Origin of the sequence: Sinorhizobium fredii USDA 257 (assembly GCF_000265205.3) — a bacterium.
In the GTDB taxonomy this organism is placed as follows: domain Bacteria; phylum Pseudomonadota; class Alphaproteobacteria; order Rhizobiales; family Rhizobiaceae; genus Sinorhizobium; species Sinorhizobium fredii_B.
The window spans coordinates 1,090,321-1,112,079 of sequence record NC_018000.1 but is presented as its reverse complement, the minus strand read 5'-3'; the positions used below and the strand labels follow the sequence as shown (position 1 = coordinate 1,112,079).

General features: G+C 63.1%; 15 protein-coding genes and 2 pseudogenes. 10 read left to right on the top strand and 7 right to left on the bottom strand.

What is annotated here, in order from left to right:
* Positions 1 to 352: 352 nt before the first annotated feature.
* Positions 353 to 1,180, bottom strand: a complete 828-nt coding sequence (locus USDA257_RS05145) for a MerR family transcriptional regulator (RefSeq protein WP_014761833.1) — start codon at positions 1,178 to 1,180, stop codon at positions 353 to 355.
* 225 nt (positions 1,181 to 1,405) lie between these two features.
* Here USDA257_RS05145 and USDA257_RS05140 point away from each other — a divergent pair, with 225 nt between their 5' ends.
* Together USDA257_RS05140 and USDA257_RS05135 are read left to right on the top strand one after the other, a co-directional pair.
* The gene (locus tag USDA257_RS05140; protein ID WP_014761832.1) at positions 1,406 to 2,674 is read left to right on the top strand and encodes a 4-aminobutyrate--2-oxoglutarate transaminase; all 1,269 of its coding nucleotides are present in this window, start codon (positions 1,406 to 1,408) and stop codon (positions 2,672 to 2,674) included.
* Between the two features lie 128 nt (positions 2,675 to 2,802).
* The gene (locus tag USDA257_RS05135; RefSeq protein WP_014761831.1) at positions 2,803 to 4,278 is read left to right on the top strand and encodes an NAD-dependent succinate-semialdehyde dehydrogenase; all 1,476 of its coding nucleotides are present in this window, start codon (positions 2,803 to 2,805) and stop codon (positions 4,276 to 4,278) included.
* A 28-nt stretch (positions 4,279 to 4,306) separates the two neighbouring features.
* Here USDA257_RS05135 and fabI read toward each other — a convergent pair whose 3' ends face one another.
* From fabI to USDA257_RS05115, 4 genes and pseudogenes are all read right to left on the bottom strand, one after another.
* Positions 4,307 to 5,092: an enoyl-ACP reductase FabI gene (gene fabI / locus USDA257_RS05130; protein ID WP_014761830.1), complete on the bottom strand. Its 786-nt coding sequence runs from the start codon at positions 5,090 to 5,092 to the stop codon at positions 4,307 to 4,309.
* Between the two features lie 19 nt (positions 5,093 to 5,111).
* Positions 5,112 to 6,296 (bottom strand): acetate/propionate family kinase, encoded by a 1,185-nt coding sequence (locus USDA257_RS05125; RefSeq protein WP_014761829.1) that lies wholly within the window; start codon positions 6,294 to 6,296, stop codon positions 5,112 to 5,114.
* Positions 6,297 to 6,300: 4 nt separating this feature from the next.
* Positions 6,301 to 7,256 (bottom strand): annotated as a pseudogene (locus USDA257_RS05120) (phosphate acetyltransferase).
* 24 nt (positions 7,257 to 7,280) lie between these two features.
* A pseudogene (locus USDA257_RS05115) lies at positions 7,281 to 9,484 on the bottom strand (DUF3141 domain-containing protein).
* A 393-nt stretch (positions 9,485 to 9,877) separates the two neighbouring features.
* On the opposite strand from USDA257_RS05115, the gene htpG reads away from it, so the two are divergent.
* Positions 9,878 to 11,764 (top strand): molecular chaperone HtpG, encoded by a 1,887-nt coding sequence (gene htpG / locus USDA257_RS05110; RefSeq protein WP_014761825.1) that lies wholly within the window; start codon positions 9,878 to 9,880, stop codon positions 11,762 to 11,764.
* A 144-nt stretch (positions 11,765 to 11,908) separates the two neighbouring features.
* Here the strand turns inward: htpG and USDA257_RS05105 are convergent, their stop codons facing one another.
* Entirely contained in the window at positions 11,909 to 13,099 is a 1,191-nt protein-coding gene (locus tag USDA257_RS05105) for a CaiB/BaiF CoA transferase family protein (protein WP_014761824.1), read from the bottom strand.
* An 11-nt stretch (positions 13,100 to 13,110) separates the two neighbouring features.
* Positions 13,111 to 14,298, bottom strand: a complete 1,188-nt coding sequence (locus tag USDA257_RS05100; protein WP_014761823.1) for an acyl-CoA dehydrogenase — start codon at positions 14,296 to 14,298, stop codon at positions 13,111 to 13,113.
* A gap of 418 nt (positions 14,299 to 14,716) precedes the next feature.
* On the opposite strand from USDA257_RS05100, the gene phnC reads away from it, so the two are divergent.
* The 7 genes from phnC (at position 14,717) to phnN (ending at position 21,701) form a co-directional block, all read left to right on the top strand.
* Entirely contained in the window at positions 14,717 to 15,559 is an 843-nt protein-coding gene (gene phnC / locus USDA257_RS05095) for a phosphonate ABC transporter ATP-binding protein (RefSeq protein ID WP_014761822.1), read from the top strand.
* Positions 15,560 to 15,647: 88 nt separating this feature from the next.
* Positions 15,648 to 16,553, top strand: coding sequence for a phosphonate ABC transporter substrate-binding protein (gene phnD, locus USDA257_RS05090; protein WP_014761821.1), 906 nt, complete (start codon positions 15,648 to 15,650; stop codon positions 16,551 to 16,553).
* Positions 16,554 to 16,654: 101 nt separating this feature from the next.
* A complete protein-coding gene (gene phnE / locus USDA257_RS05085) occupies positions 16,655 to 17,617 on the top strand; it encodes a phosphonate ABC transporter, permease protein PhnE (protein ID WP_014761820.1) in 963 nt (320 codons plus the stop codon).
* 9 nt (positions 17,618 to 17,626) lie between these two features.
* A complete protein-coding gene (gene phnE, locus USDA257_RS05080) occupies positions 17,627 to 19,144 on the top strand; it encodes a phosphonate ABC transporter, permease protein PhnE (protein WP_014761819.1) in 1,518 nt (505 codons plus the stop codon).
* A 124-nt stretch (positions 19,145 to 19,268) separates the two neighbouring features.
* Positions 19,269 to 19,976, top strand: a complete 708-nt coding sequence (locus USDA257_RS05075) for a DUF1045 domain-containing protein (protein WP_014761818.1) — start codon at positions 19,269 to 19,271, stop codon at positions 19,974 to 19,976.
* 1 nt (position 19,977) lies between these two features.
* Positions 19,978 to 21,117, top strand: coding sequence for an alpha-D-ribose 1-methylphosphonate 5-triphosphate diphosphatase (locus tag USDA257_RS05070; RefSeq protein WP_014761817.1), 1,140 nt, complete (start codon positions 19,978 to 19,980; stop codon positions 21,115 to 21,117).
* Positions 21,114 to 21,701: a phosphonate metabolism protein/1,5-bisphosphokinase (PRPP-forming) PhnN gene (gene phnN / locus USDA257_RS05065; protein WP_014761816.1), complete on the top strand. Its 588-nt coding sequence runs from the start codon at positions 21,114 to 21,116 to the stop codon at positions 21,699 to 21,701. Before USDA257_RS05070 ends, phnN begins: the two co-directional genes overlap by 4 nt.
* The last annotated feature ends 58 nt before the right edge of the window (positions 21,702 to 21,759 follow it).

The window sequence follows — 21,759 nt, the reverse complement described above, 5'->3', positions numbered from 1 at the left end:
CCCTGGTGGCATCACTCCCTAGGCCGGTATGATTGTTGCCGCCGTTTCGTCAAACGCTCTTTGGAAGAAGCGGTGAGTTAATTAGGTGAAAGATGGTTAAGGCGTTGAGCGCGAATGTATCGGCGAATAGGGCCAAACTTTGACGCGGCTACTGCAAGAATTGCGCCCTGGACCTCAACAAAATCGAAGTGTGTTGCGGGCGCAACGGCAAGCGCGAAATCAGATTTGACCTTGCATGACGCCGCGACACCATCGCGTTAGTTGCGATAATTTTCGAAATACATCAAATTAGCTGCACTTCAATTCAGATGCACTACATTAACGTCTGGCTGTAAGTCATTGCCCAACCGCCCTAAAAAGTCGGCGGCGTATTGATCCACAGTAGAATGGTCTCGCCATCGTGGCGGTTCGACCAGGCATGGCGGCGACGGCTCTCGAAATAGAGGGAATCGCCCGGATAGAGGTCATAGAACTGATCCCCGTCGAGCACAAACTCGACGCGGCCGGAAAGCACGTAGACGAATTCCTCGCCGTCGTGGCGGTAGGCTCCCTCGCTCGACGCGCCGGCCGCCAGCACGAAGCGGTGGCAGTCCATCTGGTTCTTGCCTTCGGCAAGCAGTTGCACTGTGACACCGGGGGTGGTGCGCGGCCAATTGCGCCATTCGCCGGCGCGCACCAGTGCCCGCGCCTGCGGCTCCTCCTCGCCGGAGAGGCTCGAGACCGTGGTTCCGAAATATTCCGCAAGATTGTGCAGCACGGCAACCGAGACGCCTTGGGACGTTCGCTCCAGCGTCGAGAGCACCGACGGCGCTATGCCGACGTCGCCGGCCACCTGTTCCAGCGTCTTGCCCGCCGCATGCCTGAGACTCCGCAATTTTCGGCCGACCTGCAGGTCGATATTGCCTTCCGGTGCGGTTGCATTGCCGGGTTCGTCATTTAAGCCACTTTCGGCTTCCAGGGCCTCGCGTATCGCAGCCGGATTGAGGCCACGTTCGGCGCGAAACCAGGAAATGCGCTGCAGCCGCGCCAGGTCCGTCTCGGTATATTGTCGGTGACCGGTCGCCGAACGCTCGGGCACGACGAGCCCCTGGGTTTCCCATAGGCGCAGCGTCGAAGCCGAGACGCCGGCGAGCCTCGCCGCCTCGGCCACCTTGTAGCGTATATTTCCCGCCCCGCTCATCCGTCGCTGTCCTTCCGGCGCCGAAAGCGACGCGATTCCCTGCGTTCTGCAGCTTTCGGCAATCTATCTGTGAGGCTCGTCAATTTACAAGGAGCGGTCATCACTCGCGGTGTTGTCTCGATCACCAAATTTGATTTGCTTTCCATTCCAAAAGATGTACCTCTTCCGGAGAAATCTTGCAGAAAAAATGCAATATATCTACCACTTCCAGACAGGACAGCGACGATGACCAGCCTGACCGACCGCAAGAATGCCGCCATTTCCCGCGGAGTGGGAATGACCACGCAGATCTATGCCGACCGCGCCGAAAATGCCGAGATCTGGGACAAGCAAGGCAATCGCTATATCGATTTTGCCGCCGGCATCGCCGTCGTCAACACCGGCCACCGTCACCCGAAGGTGATCGCCGCCGTCAAGGCGCAGCTCGATCGCTTTACACACACCTGCCACCAGGTCGTTCCCTATGAGAACTACGTGCATCTGGCGGAGCGGCTGAATACGCTGGCACCCGGCAAGTTCGCGAAGAAGACGATCTTCGTCACCACCGGCGCCGAGGCGGTCGAAAACGCCGTGAAGATCGCCCGCGCAGCGACGGGACGGCAGGCCATCATCGCCTTCGGCGGCGGGTTCCATGGCCGCACCTTCATGGGCATGGCGCTGACCGGCAAGGTCGTGCCCTACAAGGTTGGCTTCGGCTCGATGCCGGCCGATGTGTTTCATGCCCCCTTCCCGATCTCGCTCCACGGCGTCAGTGTCGAGCAGTCGCTCGCCGCACTGAAGAAGCTCTTTGCCGCCGATGTCGATCCGGCCCGTGTCGCAGCGATCATCCTCGAGCCGGTCCAGGGCGAAGGCGGTTTCTATCCCGCCCCCACCGCCTTCATGAAGGCGCTGCGCGAAATCTGCGACCAGCATGGCATCCTGTTGATTGCCGACGAAGTCCAGACTGGCTTTGCCCGGACCGGCAAGCTCTTCGCGATGGAACACCACGATGTCGCTCCGGACCTGACGACGATGGCCAAGAGCCTTGCCGGCGGCTTCCCGCTCGCCGCAGTAACGGGCCGCGCCGAGATCATGGACGCACCGGGACCGGGCGGCCTCGGCGGCACCTATGGCGGCAACCCGATCGGCATCGCCGCGGCGCACGCCGTCCTCGACGTGATCGAGGAGGAACAGCTTTGCGAGCGCGCCAACCAACTCGGCAACCGGCTGAAGCAGCGTCTTGCAGCGATCCGCGAAAAGGCGCCGGAGATCGTCGACATTCGCGGCCCCGGCTTCATGAACGCTGTCGAGTTCAACGACACGAAAACGAACCTGCCGAGCGCCGAGTTCGCCAACAAGGTCCGCCTCATTGCCCTCGAAAAAGGATTGATCCTGCTCACCTGCGGTGTCCACGGCAATGTTATCCGCTTTCTTGCACCGATCACCATCCAGGACGAGGTCTTCGCCGAGGCTCTCGATATCCTCGAGGCATCGATCCTCGAAGCGCGCGGTTGACGGCAGGCCGAACGACGGCTATCGCGCTCGTTCGACTGTCGGCTCGGGGGCGCAAATTCTGCGCCCCTCAACAAAACAAAAGAGCGAGGCTTGCTGAGCCGTGGCGGGTCCTCGCCGGAGGACGCGCCATGGCCCTGACATCCGCATTGACGAAACACCTTCGCGCAGCGGACCAGTTCGCCCGCCTCGATCGTGTCACTCGTTCCTCCGGGAAGTGGGAAGGCCCGTCTTTCGACGTCTTCAATCCTTCGACCGGTGAATTGCTGGCGACGCTTCCTGACATGGGGGTCGAAGACGCGCAGGTCGCGATCGATGCGGCCGCAACGGCCCAGCCAATCTGGGCAGGAAAGCCCGCCAAGGATCGAAGCGCGATCCTGCGCCGCTGGCACGACCTGATCGTCGAGCATGTCGACGATCTCGCCGCCATTCTGACGGCGGAGATGGGCAAGCCGCTCGGCGAGGCGATGGGCGAGGTCCTGCATGCAGCCTCCTATATCGAGTGGTACGCCGAAGAGGCGAAACGCGTCTATGGCGAGACGTTCCCGGCTCCTGCCAATGACCGCCGCATGCTCGTCATCAAGCAGCCGGTCGGCGTGGTTGGTACCATCACGCCCTGGAATTTCCCTGCTTCGATGGTCGCCCGCAAGATTTCGCCGGCGCTCGCCGCCGGCTGCGCCATTGTCCTGAAGCCTGCGGAACAGACGCCGCTGGTCGCCGGTGCGATGTTCGTGCTTGCCGAAAAGGCCGGCTTCCCCGAGGGCGTCCTTAATCTGCTCTACGCGTCCGAGGGCGCGCCGATCGGGCGCGAACTCTGCAGCAACCCCAAGGTCCGCAAGATCAGCTTCACCGGCTCGACCGAAGTCGGCCGGCTGTTGATGCGGCAATGCTCCGACCAGATCAAGAAGGTTAGCCTCGAACTCGGCGGCAATGCCCCCTTCATCGTCTTTGACGATGCGGACATTGGCGAGGCGGTGGACGGCGCGATCCAGGCGAAGTTCCGCAACGCCGGCCAGACCTGCGTCTCGGCAAACCGCATCTATGTGCAATCGGCGGTGCACGACGTCTTCGCGGAGAAATTCGTCGCGCGGGTGCGCGAACTTCGCGTCGGGGACGGATTTTCCGCCGGCGCCACCATCGGCCCGATGATCGACGGCCACGCGATCGAGAAGATCGAAGCGCATGTCGCCGACGCGCTCGCCAAGGGCGCCGAACTTCGCTGCGGCGGCGAGCGGATCGGCACGAACGGTACGTTCTTCGAGCCGACCGTTCTCACCGGCATTTCGCACGACATGCGCGTCGCCCAGGAGGAGACGTTCGGGCCGATCGCCCCGATCATCCGCTTCGAGACCGCCGAACAGGTAGTGACCGAGGCGAATGACACGATCTACGGCCTCGCCGCTTATTTTTATGCCGAGAATCTGAAGCGGGTCTGGCATGTGGCCGAGGCGTTGGAATACGGCATGGTCGGCATCAATACCGGCCGCATGTCCTCAGAGGCAGCCCCCTTCGGCGGCATCAAGCAGTCCGGCATCGGCCGCGAGGGATCGCGCCACGGTCTCGAGGACTATCTCGAGATGAAATATCTCTGCATGGGCAACATCTGAGACTGGTCGCAGGCGGCCGCCGCCATCATCAATCGATGATGTGATAGCCGCCATCGATGTAGAGCACCTGACCGGTTATCAGCCGTGCGGCGTCATGCGCGAGGAAGGCCGTCGCGACGCCAACGTCGTCGATGTCGACCAGTTCACGGGTCGGCGACTTCACTTTCGTCTTCTCCAGGAGCGCATCGAACTCAGGAATTCCGGAGGCGGCGCGGGTCGCCAGAGCGCCTGGAGAGATCGCGTGCACCCGAATGCCTTTCGGTCCGAGCTCCGCAGCGATGTAGCGCACGGCGCTCTCGAGTGCGGCCTTGGCCACGCCCATGATGTTGTAATTCTCCACCACCACCTGCGAGCCGTAATAGGTCATGGTAAAGAGCGTCCCGCCGCGCTTCATCAGCGGTTCGGCGAGGTGCGCCATACGGATGAAGGACCAGCAGGAGATCTCCATTGTCGTGAGAAACCCCTCGCGCGGCACGTCGGTCACCCGCCCGCCGAGCGCCTCCTTCGGCGAGAAGGCGATCGAGTGGACGAGGAAGTCGAGCTCTCCCCAGGTCTCCGCGATGCGTTCGAAAACCGTCTCGATCTGGCCGGGCACGGCAACGTCCAGCGGCAGGAAGATCGGCGCCTCGAGCTCGCGCGCCAGTGGCTCAACATAGGGCTTCGCCTTGTCGTTGAGATAGGTCACCGCCAGTTCCGCTCCGAAGGCGCGGAACGCGCGGGCGCAACCCCAGGCGATCGAGCGGTCGTTGGCGATGCCGACGATGAGGCCCTTGCGGCCTTCGAGAAGCTTGGTCTTGACGGTAGGAATGGACATAGCGTGTACCTCCGGCGGATCAGGCTTGATGGGTCTTGATCAGCGCCAGCGTCTGGCGCGCAATCATCAATTCCTCGTCGGTTGGAACAACATGGAGTGCGACGCGGCTTGTCGCGGTCGAAATCAGCTCCGCGCCGGCGTCGTTCGCCGCCGGGTCGAGTTCCGCGCCAAGCCAGGCGAGACCCTCGGCGATCCGTGCGCGGATCGGCGCTGAGTTCTCGCCGACGCCGGCCGTGAACACGAAGGCATTGATGCCGCCGAGCGCCGCCGCGAGCATGCCTGCATTGAGGCTGCAGCGGTGCACGAAATGGGCGATCGCGAAGGAAGCGCGCGGGTCGTCGCTCGCCAAGAGTTCGCGCATGTCGTTCGAAATGCCGGAGAGACCCTTGAGACCGGCCTCGTGGTAGAGAAGGTCCGAGACGGCGTCGGCACTCATGCCCTTCTGCGAGATGAGATAGAGCACGACGCCCGGGTCGAGCTGACCCGGCCGTGTTCCCATCGGCAGGCCATCGAGCGCGGTGAAGCCCATGGTGCTCTCGACGCTACGGCCGTCGCGCAGTGCGCACATCGAAGCGCCGCTCCCGAGATGCGCGACGACGACCTTGCCGCGCGCCGCTTCGGGGGCAATCTCGCTGAGCCGCTCGGCGATGTATTCGTAGGAAAGGCCATGGAAGCCGTAACGCCGCACGCCCTGGTCATAAAACGCCCGCGGCAGGGCGTAGCAATCGGTATGCTCCGGGTGCCCTCGGTGAAAGGCCGTGTCGAAACAGGCGACCTGCGGCACGTCGGGATTGATTTCCATGGCGAGCCGGATCGGCGCCAGATTGTTGGGCTGATGAAGGGGCGCAAGGTCCTGATAGCTGGCGAGACGGTCGAGCACAGTCGCGTCGATCAGCACAGGTTGCGCGTAGTCGGGGCCGCCATGGACGACCCGATGACCGATCGCGCGCAGCTCGAATCCGTCGAGCGTCAGCAGCCATTCGCGTGCTGCAGCAGTGGCGGCTGGGAGATCGCTCACCGCTTCCGCGGCGTAGCTCTGATCGACTAGAACCGTTCCGTCCGCCTTCTTCGCCTGCAGGCGTGGCCGCGTGCCGATGCCGCCGAACTGGCCGCGCACCTGGCGCGTCAGGTTCGCGTCTGCGATGCCGAAGACCTGGAACTTCAAGCTCGATGAACCGGCATTGACGACGAGGATCGCGTCCATGGCACTAGACCGCCGCTACTTGTGTCGCGCGCCGCCGGGCCGCAAAGAGTGCGGCAACCGCGCAGGAAGCGAGACGGGTTCGCACCGAATCCGCCCGCGATGTCAGCACGATCGGCACGCGCGCGCCGAGAACGATGCCAGCCGCATCGGCATGGGAAAGGAAGGTCAGGTTCTTGGCGAGCATGTTGCCGGCCTCCAGATCCGGCACCACGATGATCTGTGCACGGCCGGCAACAGGCGACCGGATGCCCTTGATGCGGGCAGCCTCCGGGTCGATCGCGTTGTCGAAGGCGAGCGGCCCGTCGAGCAGGCCGCCGGTGATCTGGCCGCGCTCGGCCATCTTGCAGAGCGCCGCCGCTTCGATTGTCGAAGGGATCTTCGTCGTGACCGTCTCCACCGCCGAAACGATCGCGACCCGCGGCTCTCCGAGTCCGATCGTCACCCAGAGGTCGATCGCGTTCTGCACGATGTCGCGCTTGGCTTCGAGATCCGGGAAAATGTTGATGGCGGCGTCCGTGATGAACAGCGTGTCGGCATGGCCGGGGACATCCATGACGAAGACATGGCTGATCCGCCGATCGGTCCTGAGACCGGTGGCGGAGGCGGCGACCTCGCGCATCAGTTCGTCGGTGTGCAGGCTCCCCTTCATCAAAAGCTCGCCCTTGCCTTCACGAATGAGCGCAACCGCCTTGCCCGCGGCGGCGTGACTGTGCGGTACATCGACGATCTCGATGCCGCCGATTTCGAGCCGCTGCTCCGCCGCCACATAGCGGATCTTCGCTTCCGGCCCCACGAGCACCGGCTTGATAAGCCCATTTCCGCCGCTTCGAGCGCGCCGCGCAACGAGGTCTCGTCGCAGGGATGGGCAACGATCGTAACCGCGGGCGTTTCGGCTTGCGCGGCGGCGATCAGGCGGTCGTACTTGGACGGCTCGGCCGTCAGTGCAGTCACCTCGGACACTTACGGACCCTCCCAACAGTTGGATCAGGACGTCTTGCGCTCGCGTGCGGTCTTGCGCGCCACGAAGGGCACCGTCTCGCTGCCGAGGGCAAAGAGCCTCTCGATGCGCTCCAGCCGCTCGGCGGCGGCGTCGGTCACAGCTCCCGAAGCTTCCAGAACCTCACGCAGAACGCTGAAGGCGGAGCGGCGTTCCTCGAGGTCTTCCGGCAGCAGTTTCGGGATTGCTGAAAGAGCAGCCTCCTCGTCGATCAGCAGTATGAAATACTGCTTGCGCAGCAGCGCCTTGAACTCTGGAAGCGACAATTGGCTTGCGGTCGGATGGGCACGGCGCAACCGGCGGATCGCCTCGAAGCCGCGCTCGTCGGCACCGCCGCGCGCTTTTCCGACGAACAGCAAGGCCCTGGCAAGGGCCTCGCGCAGACCGCCTTGGGCGATCTCGGCTCTGAGTGAAGCGATCCGCGTTTCCACGAGCGCTTCGTGCAGAAGGCTTTTGGCCGGTTTGCGCAGGCGGTCGGATTTGCTGTCGATGCCGAGCGCGGCCTGCAGCACCGGCGAGCCATAGACGGTACGGAACGTTTCCTCCGAAAGGCGTTCGACCGCCTGACGCCAGGACTCTAGCCCTTCGACGATCTGCCGCGACATGTTCTCCTGCAGCGCCAGGAATGGGTTCTCCACCGATGCGGGTTTGCGGTTTTCGCTGGTATGCTCGGCGGCCGCCTGAATCCAGGCCATGAAGGGATTGCTCGGTCCGAAGAACTCGTATTGCAGGCGCAGCGGATGCATGTGGCGCATCGCCTCGGCCATAGGCGGGGTAACCATGGCCCTGACCGTGGGCTGCAAGTAGGTTCGGTAGAGGGCCAGGTTGACCCCCGAAACCTTCGCGGCTGCGGCGAAGCGACGTTTGTCCTCCAGATCGTTGCCACCGAGCGCGCGGATATCGTCCAGCGTGCGGGCCTCGCAACGCATCACCCACTCGCCTGCGATCAGATCCCTGCCCTCGACAATCTCGCTGGCAGGCGCCAGCACGGCCTCGTAGAGACCGGGCGGCAGCACATCGATCAGATCGATGTTTGACGCGAATTCATCGTGCTCCTTCCGCGCGACGCCGGCGGAGACGAAGATGCCGAGATGGCCAATCTTCTCGTGCACGGCGTAGACAATAGTCTGACCGTGCGCGCGGATCTCCTCGATGCTGTCGTAAAGGTCGAGGATCCAGTCGAGCGCTTGTGGCGGCGGCGTGATGTTGTCGCCTCTCGAGCAGAAGACGACGATCGGCGAGTGGATGTTGCGCAGGTCGACGGCGGTGCCGTCGGATGTGCGTATCTCGCCCGCGGCGAGCTTGTTGCCGACGAAGAGTTCATCGACGATGAACTGCATCTCTTCGGCGTTCAGCGTCACGTGACCGCCCCACCACCGCTCGAAGCCGAGATAGCGCTCGGCCTCCGTGTCGATCTTCGAATAGAGATTGTACTGCTTGGTCCAAAGGGTATTGGCGGGATTCTGGTTCTCGAAATTCTGGACCAGCCAGGCGCCATCGAAAATTCCGGCGCCGAGATCGCTGGTGAGCGCCGTCAGCCAGCTGCCACCGAGCAGCCCGCCCGAATAGCGCATCGGATATTGCCCTCTGACGCCCGCCCAATAGGAAAGCGGTGTGCCCGCTATAATGATCGGGCCGAAAAGTTCAGGCCGCAGCGACGCGAGGATCATCACCGCCCAGCCGGCTTGGCAATTGCCGATCACGCAGGGTTTGCCGTCGGCGTCTGGATGGCGAGCAATGACCGTCTCGAGGAAGAGCGCTTCCGCGCGGGCGATATCCTCGATGGTCTGGCCGGCAACAGGCTCCGGAAGGAAGCCGATGAAATAGCAGGGGTGGCCGGCCTTCATGGCCACGCCGATCTCGCTATCGGCCTTGAATCCACCGATACCGGGGCCGTGGCCGGCGCGCGGGTCGACGACGACGAAGGGTCGTTTCAACGGATCGACCACGATGCCTTGAGGCGGAATTATCCGGGCGAGCGCGTAGTTGACCGGATGATCGAGCTTGCGGCCGTCAACGACGAGTTCCGCGTCGTAGTTCAACACGTGCGGAGCAGTCTGTGCCGTGTGTTTTCCTCGTACTGCTCGCCACGCCGACGCATGACGTCGAGAAACAGAACGGAGCGCTGCCAGGCATCAAGCGAATAGGCGAATGCGTCTGCAAATGTCGGGATGGTGGATTGCTTGGGCATGATGTCCACTCCTCGGCCTGACCGGAGGTCGGCCCCATTCTGCTCTGCAAATAGGGTAACTTTTTCGAGCGATGATCTGCGTCAAAGAAGGTGGGCGGCACGGCCGCAACATTGCTTGGCATTGATGGCCGTGAAGCTGACTTCACCGGCTCGAAGAGCGTAGCATCGGTGTGTTACGGCGATTTGTCATCCGCACGCGGGCGAACGTTCCTGGCCGCGTATCCTGTCCTTCGACGCCGCCTCCTTCAAGTGCTTCGAAAGAAAGCGTCGAGCATTCTGGCGACGCTTCCGGCGTTTAGCATCGCACCGAAACGGTCGCCTCGCAAGGCGACTCTTGAAATTCCTCGCGGGCCTTGCCAATTGGGGCAGAAATTAAAGGAGGTCTGCAACACGATGAGTGAAGTCGAAATGTCCGTAGAGAAACATGTCTTCGAAGCCGATGTGGCGAAGCTGCTGCATCTGATGGTGCACTCGGTCTACTCCGACAAGAACGTCTTTCTCCGCGAACTGATTTCGAACGCGGCCGACGCCTGCGAGAAGCTGCGCTATGAGGCGATCGTCGCGCCGGAACTGCTCGGCAGTGATCCCACCCCACGCATCACGCTGACGCTGGACGAGGAAAAGGCTCGCCTCGTCGTCGAGGACAATGGCATCGGCATGAGCCGCGACGAACTGGTCGAATCGCTCGGCACCATTGCCCGGTCCGGCACGCGCGCCTTCATGGGGCGGATCGAGGCGGCACAGGGCAAGGATGGCGCGCAGCTGATCGGCCAGTTCGGCGTCGGCTTCTATTCGGCCTTCATGGTAGCCGACAATGTCGACGTCGTTTCCCGCCGCGCCGGCTCCGACAAGGCCTGGCACTGGGCATCGGACGGCAAGGGCAGCTACACTGTTTCCGCCGTCGAACCCGCCGATGCGCCGGCGCGCGGCACGCGCGTCACCTTGCATCTGATGGACGACGCGAAAACCTACACGTCGCGCTGGACCGTCGAGCGCATCGTCAAGGATCAGTCGGGCCACGTGCCCGTGCCGATCTCGATCGTCGAGAAGCCCGGCGCCGAGGCCGCGCAGGTTGCCGACGGCACCGCGCTCTGGACCAAACAGAAGAGCGACATCAGCAAGGAAGACTACACGGACTTCTACCGCGGCGTTGCCGGCCAATATGACGAGCCGGCGCTGACGGTGCACTTCCGGGCCGAAGGCCGCCACGAATATACGGCGCTCGCCTTCGTCCCTGGCTCAAAGCCGTTCGACCTGTTCGACCCCGACCGCAAGGGCCGCATGAAGCTCTATGTGAAGCGCGTCTTCATCACCGACGAGGCGGAGTTGCTGCCCCGCTATCTCCGTTTCGTGCGCGGCCTGGTCGACACCGCCGATCTGCCGCTCAACGTGTCGCGCGAAATGATCCAGGAAAGCCCGCTGCTTGCAAGCGTCCGCAAGGGCCTGACGAACCGTGTGCTGACGAGCATGGAAAAGCTTGCGGAGAACGAGCCGGAGACCTTCGCCAAGCTTTGGGAGAACTTCGGCAGCGTCATCAAGGAGGGCATCTACGAGGACTTCGAGCGGCGCACGCAGCTCCTTGGCCTTTCCCGCTTCCGCACCACCGCTTCCGAGGACAAGCCGCGCGCGCTTAGCGATTACGTCAAGGATATGAAAGACGGCCAGGCGGCGGTCTATTATCTCACCGGCGACAATCTCGCTCAGTTGCAGGCGTCGCCGCAGCTCGAGGGTTTCCGCGCCCGCGGCATCGAGGTGCTGCTCTTGACGTGTCCGGTCGACAGTTTTTGGGTAACGACGGCGCCGGATTTCGAGGGCAAGCCCTTCAAGTCGATCACGCAGGGTGCCGCGGACCTCGCCGGCATCGCAAAGCAGGACTCCGAAGCCGCCACTTCCGAGACGAGCCCGACGGTGGCCGAATTCGTGACCTTCGCCAAGGCGACGCTCGGCGAGGCGGTCTCGGACGTCAGGGCTTCCGATCGCCTGACGGAAAGCGCCGTCTGCCTAGTCGCCCCGGAGCACGGCCCGGACCGCCAATTACAGAAGATGCTGCAGGGTGCCGGGCGAATCGAAGGCGCGGCAAAGCCGATCCTGGAGATCCATCCCGGCCACGCATTGATCGCGGCGCTGGCCGGCTGCCCGGCGGAAGACGGCGCGTTTCGAGAGGATGCGGTGAAGCTGCTCTTCGACCAGGCACGCATTCTCGACGGCGACAAGCCCGAGGACCCGCGCGCGTTCGCCGAACGGCTGTCGCGCGTTTTCGAGCGGGCTTTGAAGGGGTAAGGCAAAGCCGGCACGGTTTCGTTCTTGTTGGCCCTCATCCGGCCTGCCGGCCACCTTCTCCCCGCTTGCGGGGGAGAAGGCTAGGTTGAGGGGCAAATCAAGACACACACAAACAAGGCTGGGTGAGTTGCATCTGGACCGGTCTCACCCTTTCTCCTTGCCGCTTGCGCTCATCCCGATCTCCGCCAGCACTTCCGCCGTATGCTCGCCTAACCGCGGCACGCCGCGTTCGAGTGCCAAGGACGCACCGGAAAAGCGGACTGGTGTCCTGACGCCCGGTGAGGTTCCGGTCGCCGCACCCCTGTGAGGCGTCTCCATGCGCAGCTGTCGATGGGCGATCTGCGGGTCGGCGAAGACGTCGGCAACCGTATTGATCGGGCCGCCCGGCACGCCGGCCGCCTCGAGCTTCGCGAGCAGCGTGTCGCGCTCGAACTTCGCGGTTTCCGCCGCGAGTTCCGGCGTCAGGATGTCGCGGTGCCGAACGCGGCCGGCATTCGTCCGGTAGCGCTCGTCGGCGGCGAGGTCCGGACGACCGAGCAGGTCGCAGAACTTGACGAACTGCCGGTCGTTGCCAACCGCGACGATCAGATGGCCGTCGGCTGTCGCAAACACCTGGTAGGGCGCAATGTTCGGATGCGCGTTGCCAAGGCGGCGCGGCGCCTTGCCGGAAACGAGGAAGTTCAGCGCCTGGTTGGCGAGCACGCCGGTCATGCAGTCGAGCAGAGCCATATCGATCTGCTGCCCCTCGCCGGTGCGTTCACGTTGCGCCAGTGCCGCCTGCACGGCGATGACGCCGTAGAGACCGGTGAAGATGTCGGCGAAGGCAACGCCGATCTTCTGCGGCTCGCGGTCCGGCTCGCCGGTCAGGTCCATGATCCCGCTCATGCCCTGGATGATGTAGTCGTAGCCCGCGCGGTGGGCGTAGGGGCCGTCCTGGCCGAACCCGGTGACGGAGCAATAGATCAACCGCGGATTGGTTTGTCGAAGGCTCTCATAGTCGAGCCCGTATTTGGCCAAACCGCCGACCTTGAAATTCTCCAGAAGAACGTCCGATTGCGCCGCGAGCCGGCGTACGGCCTCTTGGCCCTCCTGCGTCGTGAAGTCGAGGACGACCGAACGCTTGCCGCGATTGCAGGCGTGGAAATAGGCGGCATCGAGCGTCTCGCCGCCCTCACCCTCCACGAAGGGCGGGCCCCAGGTCCGGGTGTCGTCTCCGGCCGGGCTTTCCACCTTGATGACCTCGGCGCCAAGATCGGCGAGCGTCTGGCCGATCCAGGGACCGGCGAGGATGCGGGCGAGTTCGAGGACCCGTATGCCCTTGAGCGGCGCTTCCATGATGGCGCCGCTCAGAAGAAGGCCTGCAGCCCGGTCTGGGCGCGGCCGAGGATCAGCGCATGCACATCATGCGTGCCCTCATAGGTGTTGACAGTCTCGAGATTCAGCATGTGGCGCATGACCTGGTATTCCTCGGAAATGCCGTTGCCGCCGTGCATGTCGCGGGCCATGCGGGCAATGTCGAGTGCCTTGCCGCAATTGTTGCGCTTGACGAGCGAGATCATCTCCGGAGCCATCCGCCCCTCGTCCATCAGCCGCCCAACGCGGAGCGACCCCTGCAGTCCAAGCGCGATCTCGGTCTGCATGTCTGCAAGCTTCTTCTGGAATAGCTGCGTCTGGGCGAGCGGCCGATTGAACTGCCTGCGGTCGAGGCCGTATTGGCGCGCCGCATGCCAGCAGAATTCGGCCGCACCCAGCGCTCCCCAGGAAATGCCGTAGCGGGCGCGGTTGAGGCAACCGAATGGCCCCTTGAGGCCTTCGACATTCGGCAGCAACGCCTCCTCCCCCACTTCGATATTGCCGAGAACGATCTCGCCGGTAATCGAGGCCCTGAGCGAAAGCTTGCCGGCGATCTTCGGGGCGGAAAGCCCCTTCATTCCCTTCTCCAGCACGAAGCCACGAATGGCATTGCCGTGCGCCTCCGACTTCGCCCAGACGACGAAGACATCGGCGAGCGGCGCATTGGAGATCCACATTTTGGAGCCGATCAGCCGATAGCCGCTCTCGGTCTTGATCGCCCGCGTCTTCATGCCGGCCGGATCGGAGCCGGCATCCGGCTCGGTCAGGCCGAAGCAGCCGATCCATTCGCCGCTGATCAGCTTCGGCAGGTATTTCTGCTTCTGCTCTTCGGAGCCGTAGGCGAAGATCGGGTAGATCACCAGCGAGGATTGCACGCTCATCATCGAGCGGTAGCCGGAATCGACTCGCTCGACCTCGCGAGCGACGAGGCCATAGGCGACATAGGAGGCGCCGACGCCCCCATAGGTGTCGGGCACGGTGACGCCAAGCAGGCCGAGTTCGCCCATCTCGCGGAAGATCGCCGGGTCGGTCTTTTCCTCTCGATAGGCCTCGATCACCCGCGGCTGCAGCCTTTCCTGGGCATAGGCACGCGCCGTATCGCGGATCATCCGCTCGTCTTCGGTCAGCTGATCCTCGATGAGGAATGGGTCGTCCCATTGAAATTGACTTTTGCCGGCCATGATTCTCTCCCGTCGGATACAATAGAAGCGGGATTCAAGCGGAAAGCCGCACGCACCTTCCCCATCCCGCCTTGTCTGCTGGAGTTATCGCAAGGCAGGTCAATGGGTTCAAATGAAATTGAGACAATGGCTCATGCACTCGGTACATGATTTCCTTGGATCGGAAGGTCGTCGCAACCAGCCGTCCACGTGCAGGCCGAGGAAATTGATGTCGCCTGCGCCAGTCCAGCTGTAGCCTCAGAAAGTAGCAACCGCAGCTGTCTCACGCGCTTGGGTTGGAGATCATGAGAGGCCCAGGCGCCGCGCCTGTGATCTGTAACAGAACCGACAACAAACTGACATCGCGCCTTCATGAAGCGCCGTTATGGCAGAGGTCGCTAATAGATGACCGGTCTCCGAGAGAGAGGACCTGCTGCCGATGTTTCAGTTGAGGAAAGTGACCCGCCAGTTCGGCAAGAAGCGAGCCGTCGACGCCGTTACCTTCGACATACCGCAGGGTCAGATGGTCGGCATCATCGGCCGATCCGGGGCCGGCAAGTCGACACTGCTGCGGATGATCAACAGGCTCGTCGATCCCTCCTCCGGCTCGATCGAATTCGGGGGCGTCGAGGTCTCGTCGCTCAAGGGCTCTGCGCTGCGGCACTGGCAGCGTGACTGCGCGATGATCTTCCAGCAGTTCAACCTCGTGCCGCGGCTCGACGTGCTGACCAACGTGCTGCTCGGCCGCCTCAACCATCGCTCGACCGCCTCGAGCATCCTCAACCTGTTCAGCCGAGAAGAGCGGATCATGGCAATCGGTGCGCTCGAGCGTCTCGGCATCGAGCAGACGGCGCTGCAGCCAGCCGGGACGCTTTCCGGCGGCCAGCAGCAGCGCGTCGCGATCGCCCGGGCGCTGATGCAGCAGCCGAAGGTGCTGCTCGCCGACGAGCCGATCGCATCGCTCGATCCGCTGAACGCCAAGATCGTGATGGACGCGCTGCGCGACATCAACGAGCGCGATGGCATTACCGTCGTCACCAACCTGCATACGCTCGATACGGCTCGCAACTATTGTGAACGGATCATCGGTATGGCGCATGGCCGCGTCGTCTTCGACGGCCAGCCGAAGGACCTCACCGCTGCAGCGGTCGCCTCGATCTACGGCGCCGACACGGCGATCGAGGAATCGATGACCTCGACAAGCATCAACATTCCCGCGGCCGCCGCCCGGGAAGAAACAGCATCGGCCGGCTACAAGCCGCTGGCACTGGCCGGCCTCTGAGGCCGGCGCGATCGAATGCCCGCGTAAAGGGTACCTAATCGAAACAGCCACTGATCCGGCGCGGCCGGAAATACGGGAGACGAACCTCATGCTGAAGAAAGCTCTTCTGGGCGCGGTTGCGCTCATCGCCCTCGCCGGCCACGTCCAGGCCGAAGATCTCAAGGAATTCCGCGTCGGCATCATCGGCGGCGAAAACGAAGCCGACCGCCTGCGCAACTACCAGTGCCTGGTGGACAAGCTGCCGGCCGCCATCGGCGTCGAGAAGGTTTCGCTGTTCCCGGCCGCGGACTATGACGGTGTTATCCAGGGCCTGCTCGGCGGCACGCTCGACTATGCCGAGCTCGGCGCCTCCGGCTACGCCAAGATCTATCTCGCCAAGGCCGACGCCGTCGAGCCTATCCTGACGACGGTCCAGACCGATGGCTCGACCGGCTATCATTCGATCATGGTCGCCCGCAAGGATTCCGGCATCACCAAGCTCGAGGATCTCAAGGGCAAGAAGCTCGGCTTCGCCGATCCGGACTCCACCTCCGGCTACCTCATTCCGCTCGTGACGCTGCCGGAAACGATCGGCGCTCCCGTGAAGGAGTATTTCGGCGAAACCGGCTTCGGCGGTGGCCATGAAAACCTCGTCCTCGAAGTCGTCAAGGGTACCTTCGATGCCGGCACGACCTTCGGCTCGGGCGTCGGCGAGTTCAAGGACGGCTACACGTCGGGCAACCTGCGCAAGATGGTCGACAAGGGCATTCTCGACATGAACGACCTCGTCGAACTGTGGCGCTCGCCGCTGATCCCGAACGGCCCGATCGTCGTGCGCACCGCCCTGAATGACGACCTGAAGGCCAAGTTCAAGCAGTTCATGACGGATCTGCCGAAGACCGACGCCGCCTGCTTCTCGGCTATCCAAGGCGGGGAGTTCACCGGCTATACCGAGGTCAACAGCGACTTCTACAAGCCGATCATCGACGCCCGCAAGGCAACGATCGGCGGCTGATCGTTCCAACTCACTTGCCGGCGCTGGCTGCCAAGCGGCCAGCGCCTCATTTTACGGGGCGCCAGAGGGCGCCTTAGAGAGGCCGGCATCGCCGAATACCTATGGCCACTTCCCTGCTCTCACAGCATCTAAGCGAGAACGGCGCTCTCATCGATCGTCATTGGCAAGAGCTCAACGCCCGCCGGCGTCTCTACACCTGGCTCGGGCTCGCCATCCTGGCGCTGACACTCTCTGGCTCGCTTTGGTTCGCAAATGATTCAAACGCCGGCAAATTCCTTGACCGGCTGCCGCACTTCTTCGACTTCGTCGGCGACCTGATGCCGCGCGATACGATGGAGATCGTTCGCGCCCTCTTCGATCTGCCCTCACCCTATGACGACGGCAGTTTCAAATACAATTACCCGGACGGTCGCCTTTATCTGACCGACAGCTTCTACATCCCCGAGTACTTCCACAAGATGCTGGAGACGGTGAACATCGCGATCTTGTCGACGATGATCGGTGCGTTTTTCGGCTTCATCCTGTGCTTCCTCGCCGCGAGCAACCTCATGCCAAACCGCTGGGTGCGCGCCCCTGTCCGCCGGCTGATGGAAGTGGTGCGCGCCTTTCCGGAAGTTGTGATCGCCGGCTTCTTCCTGGCGATCCTCTCGCTCGGACCAATCCCCGCGATCGCGGCGGTATCGATCCACACGATCGGCGCGCTTGGCAAGTTGTTCTTCGAGGTGGTCGAGAATGCCGACATGAAGCCGGAGGAAGGTCTGCGCGCCGTTGGCGCGAACTGGATCGAGCGGGTCTGGTTTGGCGTCGTGCCCCAGGTCCTGCCCAATTTCGTCAGCTATTTTCTACTGCGCCTCGAGATCAACGTGCGTGCCTCAACGATTATCGGCGCGGTGGGTGGTGGTGGTATCGGCGAACTCCTGCGCCTGTCGATCGGGCAGGGGCATCAGGCCAAGACACTCGCGATCGTGCTTCTGCTCTTCGCAACGATCTTTGCCGTCGATCAGTTTTCCGCCTGGCTCCGCCGCCGCCTCGTCGGCGATCAGGCCTTCCAGCTTGCCCAGTAGGAGCGCGCCATGATTGCCTTGACAAAGCCCAGCACGCTCGAAATGGAAGCGATCGCGGCTCGACACGCCCATCTCTTGCAGTCCTCTTCGAAGAAGGGGCTGAAACCGATGCTGATCGGTGCGGGCGTGGTGCTCTATCTGGTCTTCAGTTGGTGGTTCTTTTCGATCGGCCATGTGCTTGCCAACGCCAATTGGGGCATTGCCGGCACCTACCTCTCAGACTGGGTGTCCTACGAGGTCCGACCCGAAATCGCGATCGCGCCTGACGGAATGATGACGGTTTCCTATCAGCGCAATTCACCGCTTGGGAAAAATCCGAATCCGGAATGGGTGACGCTCGACAAACAACAGGTGACGCGAGCGGTTGAAACGCCGGCGGTCGCCGTGCAAGCGCCGAGACCGAAGACGAATTCCTCCTTCAACTTCATGGCGCCGAAGGCCGCGCTCGGCGACGGAGGGAGCGCAACCGGGCAAAGCGCCGCGACCACCCGCACTGTTCAGGTCGTCACGCGCGCCGTCGTGACCTTTGATCGCTCGACGCGCATCGAAGTCGCCGGCAAGCTGGTCACCGCCATCCACGGCGGCGAAACTCTCACCATGACGGTCGATGGCGCCGACAGCGTCACGCCGCAGGGACCCCTGCCGCGCTGGGCCACCCAGAAACGCCCAGGCGAAAAGATCACGCTCGCCTTCGGTGCCACCGGCTGGGCCGAGGTTACCGGGAACGAGGTCTCGATCCGCAACCGCTTCTTCGGCTGGGCGAATTTCCTTTTCGATACAAATTCGCCGTTCTTCGGAAAGTCCTATGGTGACGTCGCAGCCCTGATCCTGTCGGGAGACCGGATCGACCCGACACGCTCGAACCTGGCGCTTGCCTGGAACAACATCCTCTACAATGCCGAATGGCAGCATCTCGACGTCTGGACCAAGATGCTGCAGACGGTCGTCATGGCCTTCGTGGGTACCCTCTTCGCATCCTTCATCGCCTTCCCGCTCTGCTTCCTTGCCGCCCGCAATATCACGCCGAGCCGCGTAACCAACCAGTTGATAAAGCGCTTCTTCGACTTCCTGCGGTCGGTCGACATGTTCATCTGGGCGCTGTTCTTCACGCGTGCCTTCGGCCCTGGGCCGCTTGCCGGCATCTCGGCGATCTTCTTCACCGACACCGGGACGCTCGGCAAGCTCTACTCGGAAGCGCTGGAAAACATCGACGACAAGCAACGCGAAGGAGTGAAATCGGTTGGCGCTCCGTCGATCGCCGTGCAGCGCTTCGGCGTGCTGCCGCAAGTGCTCCCCGTCTTTGCGAGCCAGGCGCTCTATTTCTGGGAATCGAACACCCGCTCGGCGACGATCATCGGTGCCGTTGGCGCCGGCGGCATCGGGCTCAAGCTCTGGGAAGCGATGCGCACCAATTCGGATTGGGAAAATGTCGCCTATATGGTGCTTTTGATCTTGATGGTTGTCTTCGTTTTCGACAGCATCTCGAACGCGTGCCGGTCGCGACTGATCGGACGCAGCGCACACTGATTCCTTTTTGCGCTTCACAGCGATGCGATCATGATGTTGTCATGCAAATCGGATAGCTGCGCTTTGCACCCACGACTAGTCGACTCGCCTTAGCGGCGAGGCGACATCAAGAAAGTGAAGATCCGTGCGTCATGCAATCTACTTCGCGCCGCCGTCCGATGACCGGCTGTCGCAGACCGCGTCCCGTTGGCTCGGCCGCGATGCTTTCCGCGACGGGGCGTTGGCCTGGGCGGAAAGCTCGGCCCTCGACGGTGAACAGCAGATGACATTGACGGCCGAGCCACGCCGCTACGGCTTTCATGGCACCTTGAAGGCACCCTTCACGCTGGCGCCAGGGCGAAGCGAGGCCGAGCTGATTGCTGCCTTCGATGAGTTTGCGGCGGAGATCGAGCCTTTCGAAGTGCCGGAGATCGCGCTTCACCAGATCGGCCCGTTCTTCGCGCTCGTACCGAGGGCACCGTCCGCGCCTCTGCAAGACTTGGCGGAACAGGCGGTTCGCCGTTTCGAGCCCTTCCGGGCACCGTTGTCCGAAATCGATGTCGCCCGCCGGAATCCGGAGACGCTGACGCAGCGTCAAAGGGATTACCTTGCGGCATGGGGCTATCCGTATGTTTTCGAAGAGTTCCAGTTCCATCTGACGCTCACCGGTCCCGTGCCGGACGAGATGCGCAGCATCATGCGCGAAACGCTTGAGGCCGCCTTCGCCCCGTTTATCGGTCAGCCGTTGGGCATCTCGACGGTCGCTCTTTTTGTCGAGCCGCAGGGCGGCGCGCCCTTCACCGTTCATTCCCTGCTGCCGCTCGGCAGCGCATCCACACGAAAGATTGCATGATATGAGCAGCGAACAGGTTCTGACCAATGCCCGCATCGTCCTCGAAGACGATATCGTCGAAGGCTCAGTGCTGATCCGCGACGGCAGGATCGCCGACATTTCGGAACGCACGAGCCGGGTTGGCGAGGATGTCGAAGGCGACTATCTGCTCCCCGGCCTGATCGAGCTTCACACCGATCACCTGGAGGCGCACTACTCGCCGCGTCCCGGTGTGCGCTGGCTGAAGATCGCCGCAATCCAAGCGCACGACGCCCAGGTCGTCACCTCCGGCATCACCACCGTCTTCGACTGTCTGCGTCTCGGCTCGGACGAGGAGAGCGGCTTTCCGAAGGGCGAAATGCGCAGCATGGCCGATGCCTTGGCGCAGGCGAAGGCGGAGGGCCGGTTGCGCGCCGACCACCTCATCCACCTGCGCTGCGAGGTCTCGACGAATGACGTGCTCGAGCACTTCGAGGATTTTCACGACGACCCGCAGGTTCGCCTCGTCTCGCTAATGGATCACGCACCCGGCCAACGCCAGTTCCAGACGATGGACCAATACACGCTCTACTACAAAACCAAGCGCGGCCTCACGGACGAGGCCTTCGCCGCTTTCGTCGAGCGTCAGCAGGCGCTGTCGGAACGCTATGCCGCACCGCATCGCACCGCACTCGCCCAGGCCTGCGTCAAGCGCGGCATCACCATCGCCAGCCACGACGACGCGACGCTTGCGCATGTCGAGGAGTCGATCGGCTATGGCGTCCGGCTTGCAGAGTTTCCGACGAGTTTCGAAGCGGCGGAGGCCTCCCACCGGGCGGGTCTGAGCGTCCTGATGGGCGCGCCCAACGTCGTGCGCGGCAAATCGCATTCCGGAAACATCGCCGCGCGTGACCTCGCCGAGCGCGGCGTGCTCGACGTGCTTTCGTCGGATTATGTGCCCTTCAGCCTGATCCACGCCCCCTTTATCCTCGCCGACGAGGTCGAGAGCATCGACCTGCCGAACGCAATCGCTCTGGTGACCGCAACACCGGCGCGCACCGTCGGCCTCAGCGACCGCGGCCGGATCGCCGTCGGGCTACGCGCCGATATCGTTCGGGTCCATCGGCCAGAGGGTATTCCGGTTGTTCGCTCCGTATGGCGCGAAGGACGGCGTGTCGCATGATGGCGGAGGAAAACCAGGGCGGAACGCTCATCGTCGTCGTCGGCCCGAGTGGGGCCGGCAAGGACAGCGTCATGGGCTTTGCCGCTCGCCACTTCGCGCATCGGCCGGATATTCTCTTCGTCCGACGTGTCATCACACGCCCCTCGGATGCAGGCAGCGAAGTGCACGAAAGCGTCTCCACCGCGGAATTCGAGGAAATGGAGGAGAGCGGCGCCTTTGCCGTTTCCTGGCAGGCGCATGGCTTGAGCTACGGCATTCCGCGCGACATCGCCGACAAGATCGAGAGCGGCATGACGGCGATCGTCAACGGCAGCCGCGCCGCCCTTCCCGCCATTCGGGCGGCCTTTGGCAAGGTCGCCGTCGCCCTCGTCACCGCCGACGCGTCGGTGCTGGCGAAGCGCCTCGCCCAGCGTGGACGCGAAAACGAGGAAGACGTGCTACGTCGACTGAAGCGGCAAGTGCCCGACGTCGTCGCCGGGCCGGACGTGACCGCGATCGACAACAGCGGGCGGCTTGAGATCGCCGGCCAGCATTTCATCGGGCTTGTTGAACAGCATTGTACCAAGGCCCATCTCCCCGCCTGATTACCGACAACTGGCTATTCCCCCCAAGCCCCGGACCAAGAGTCCGGGGCTTTTTCGT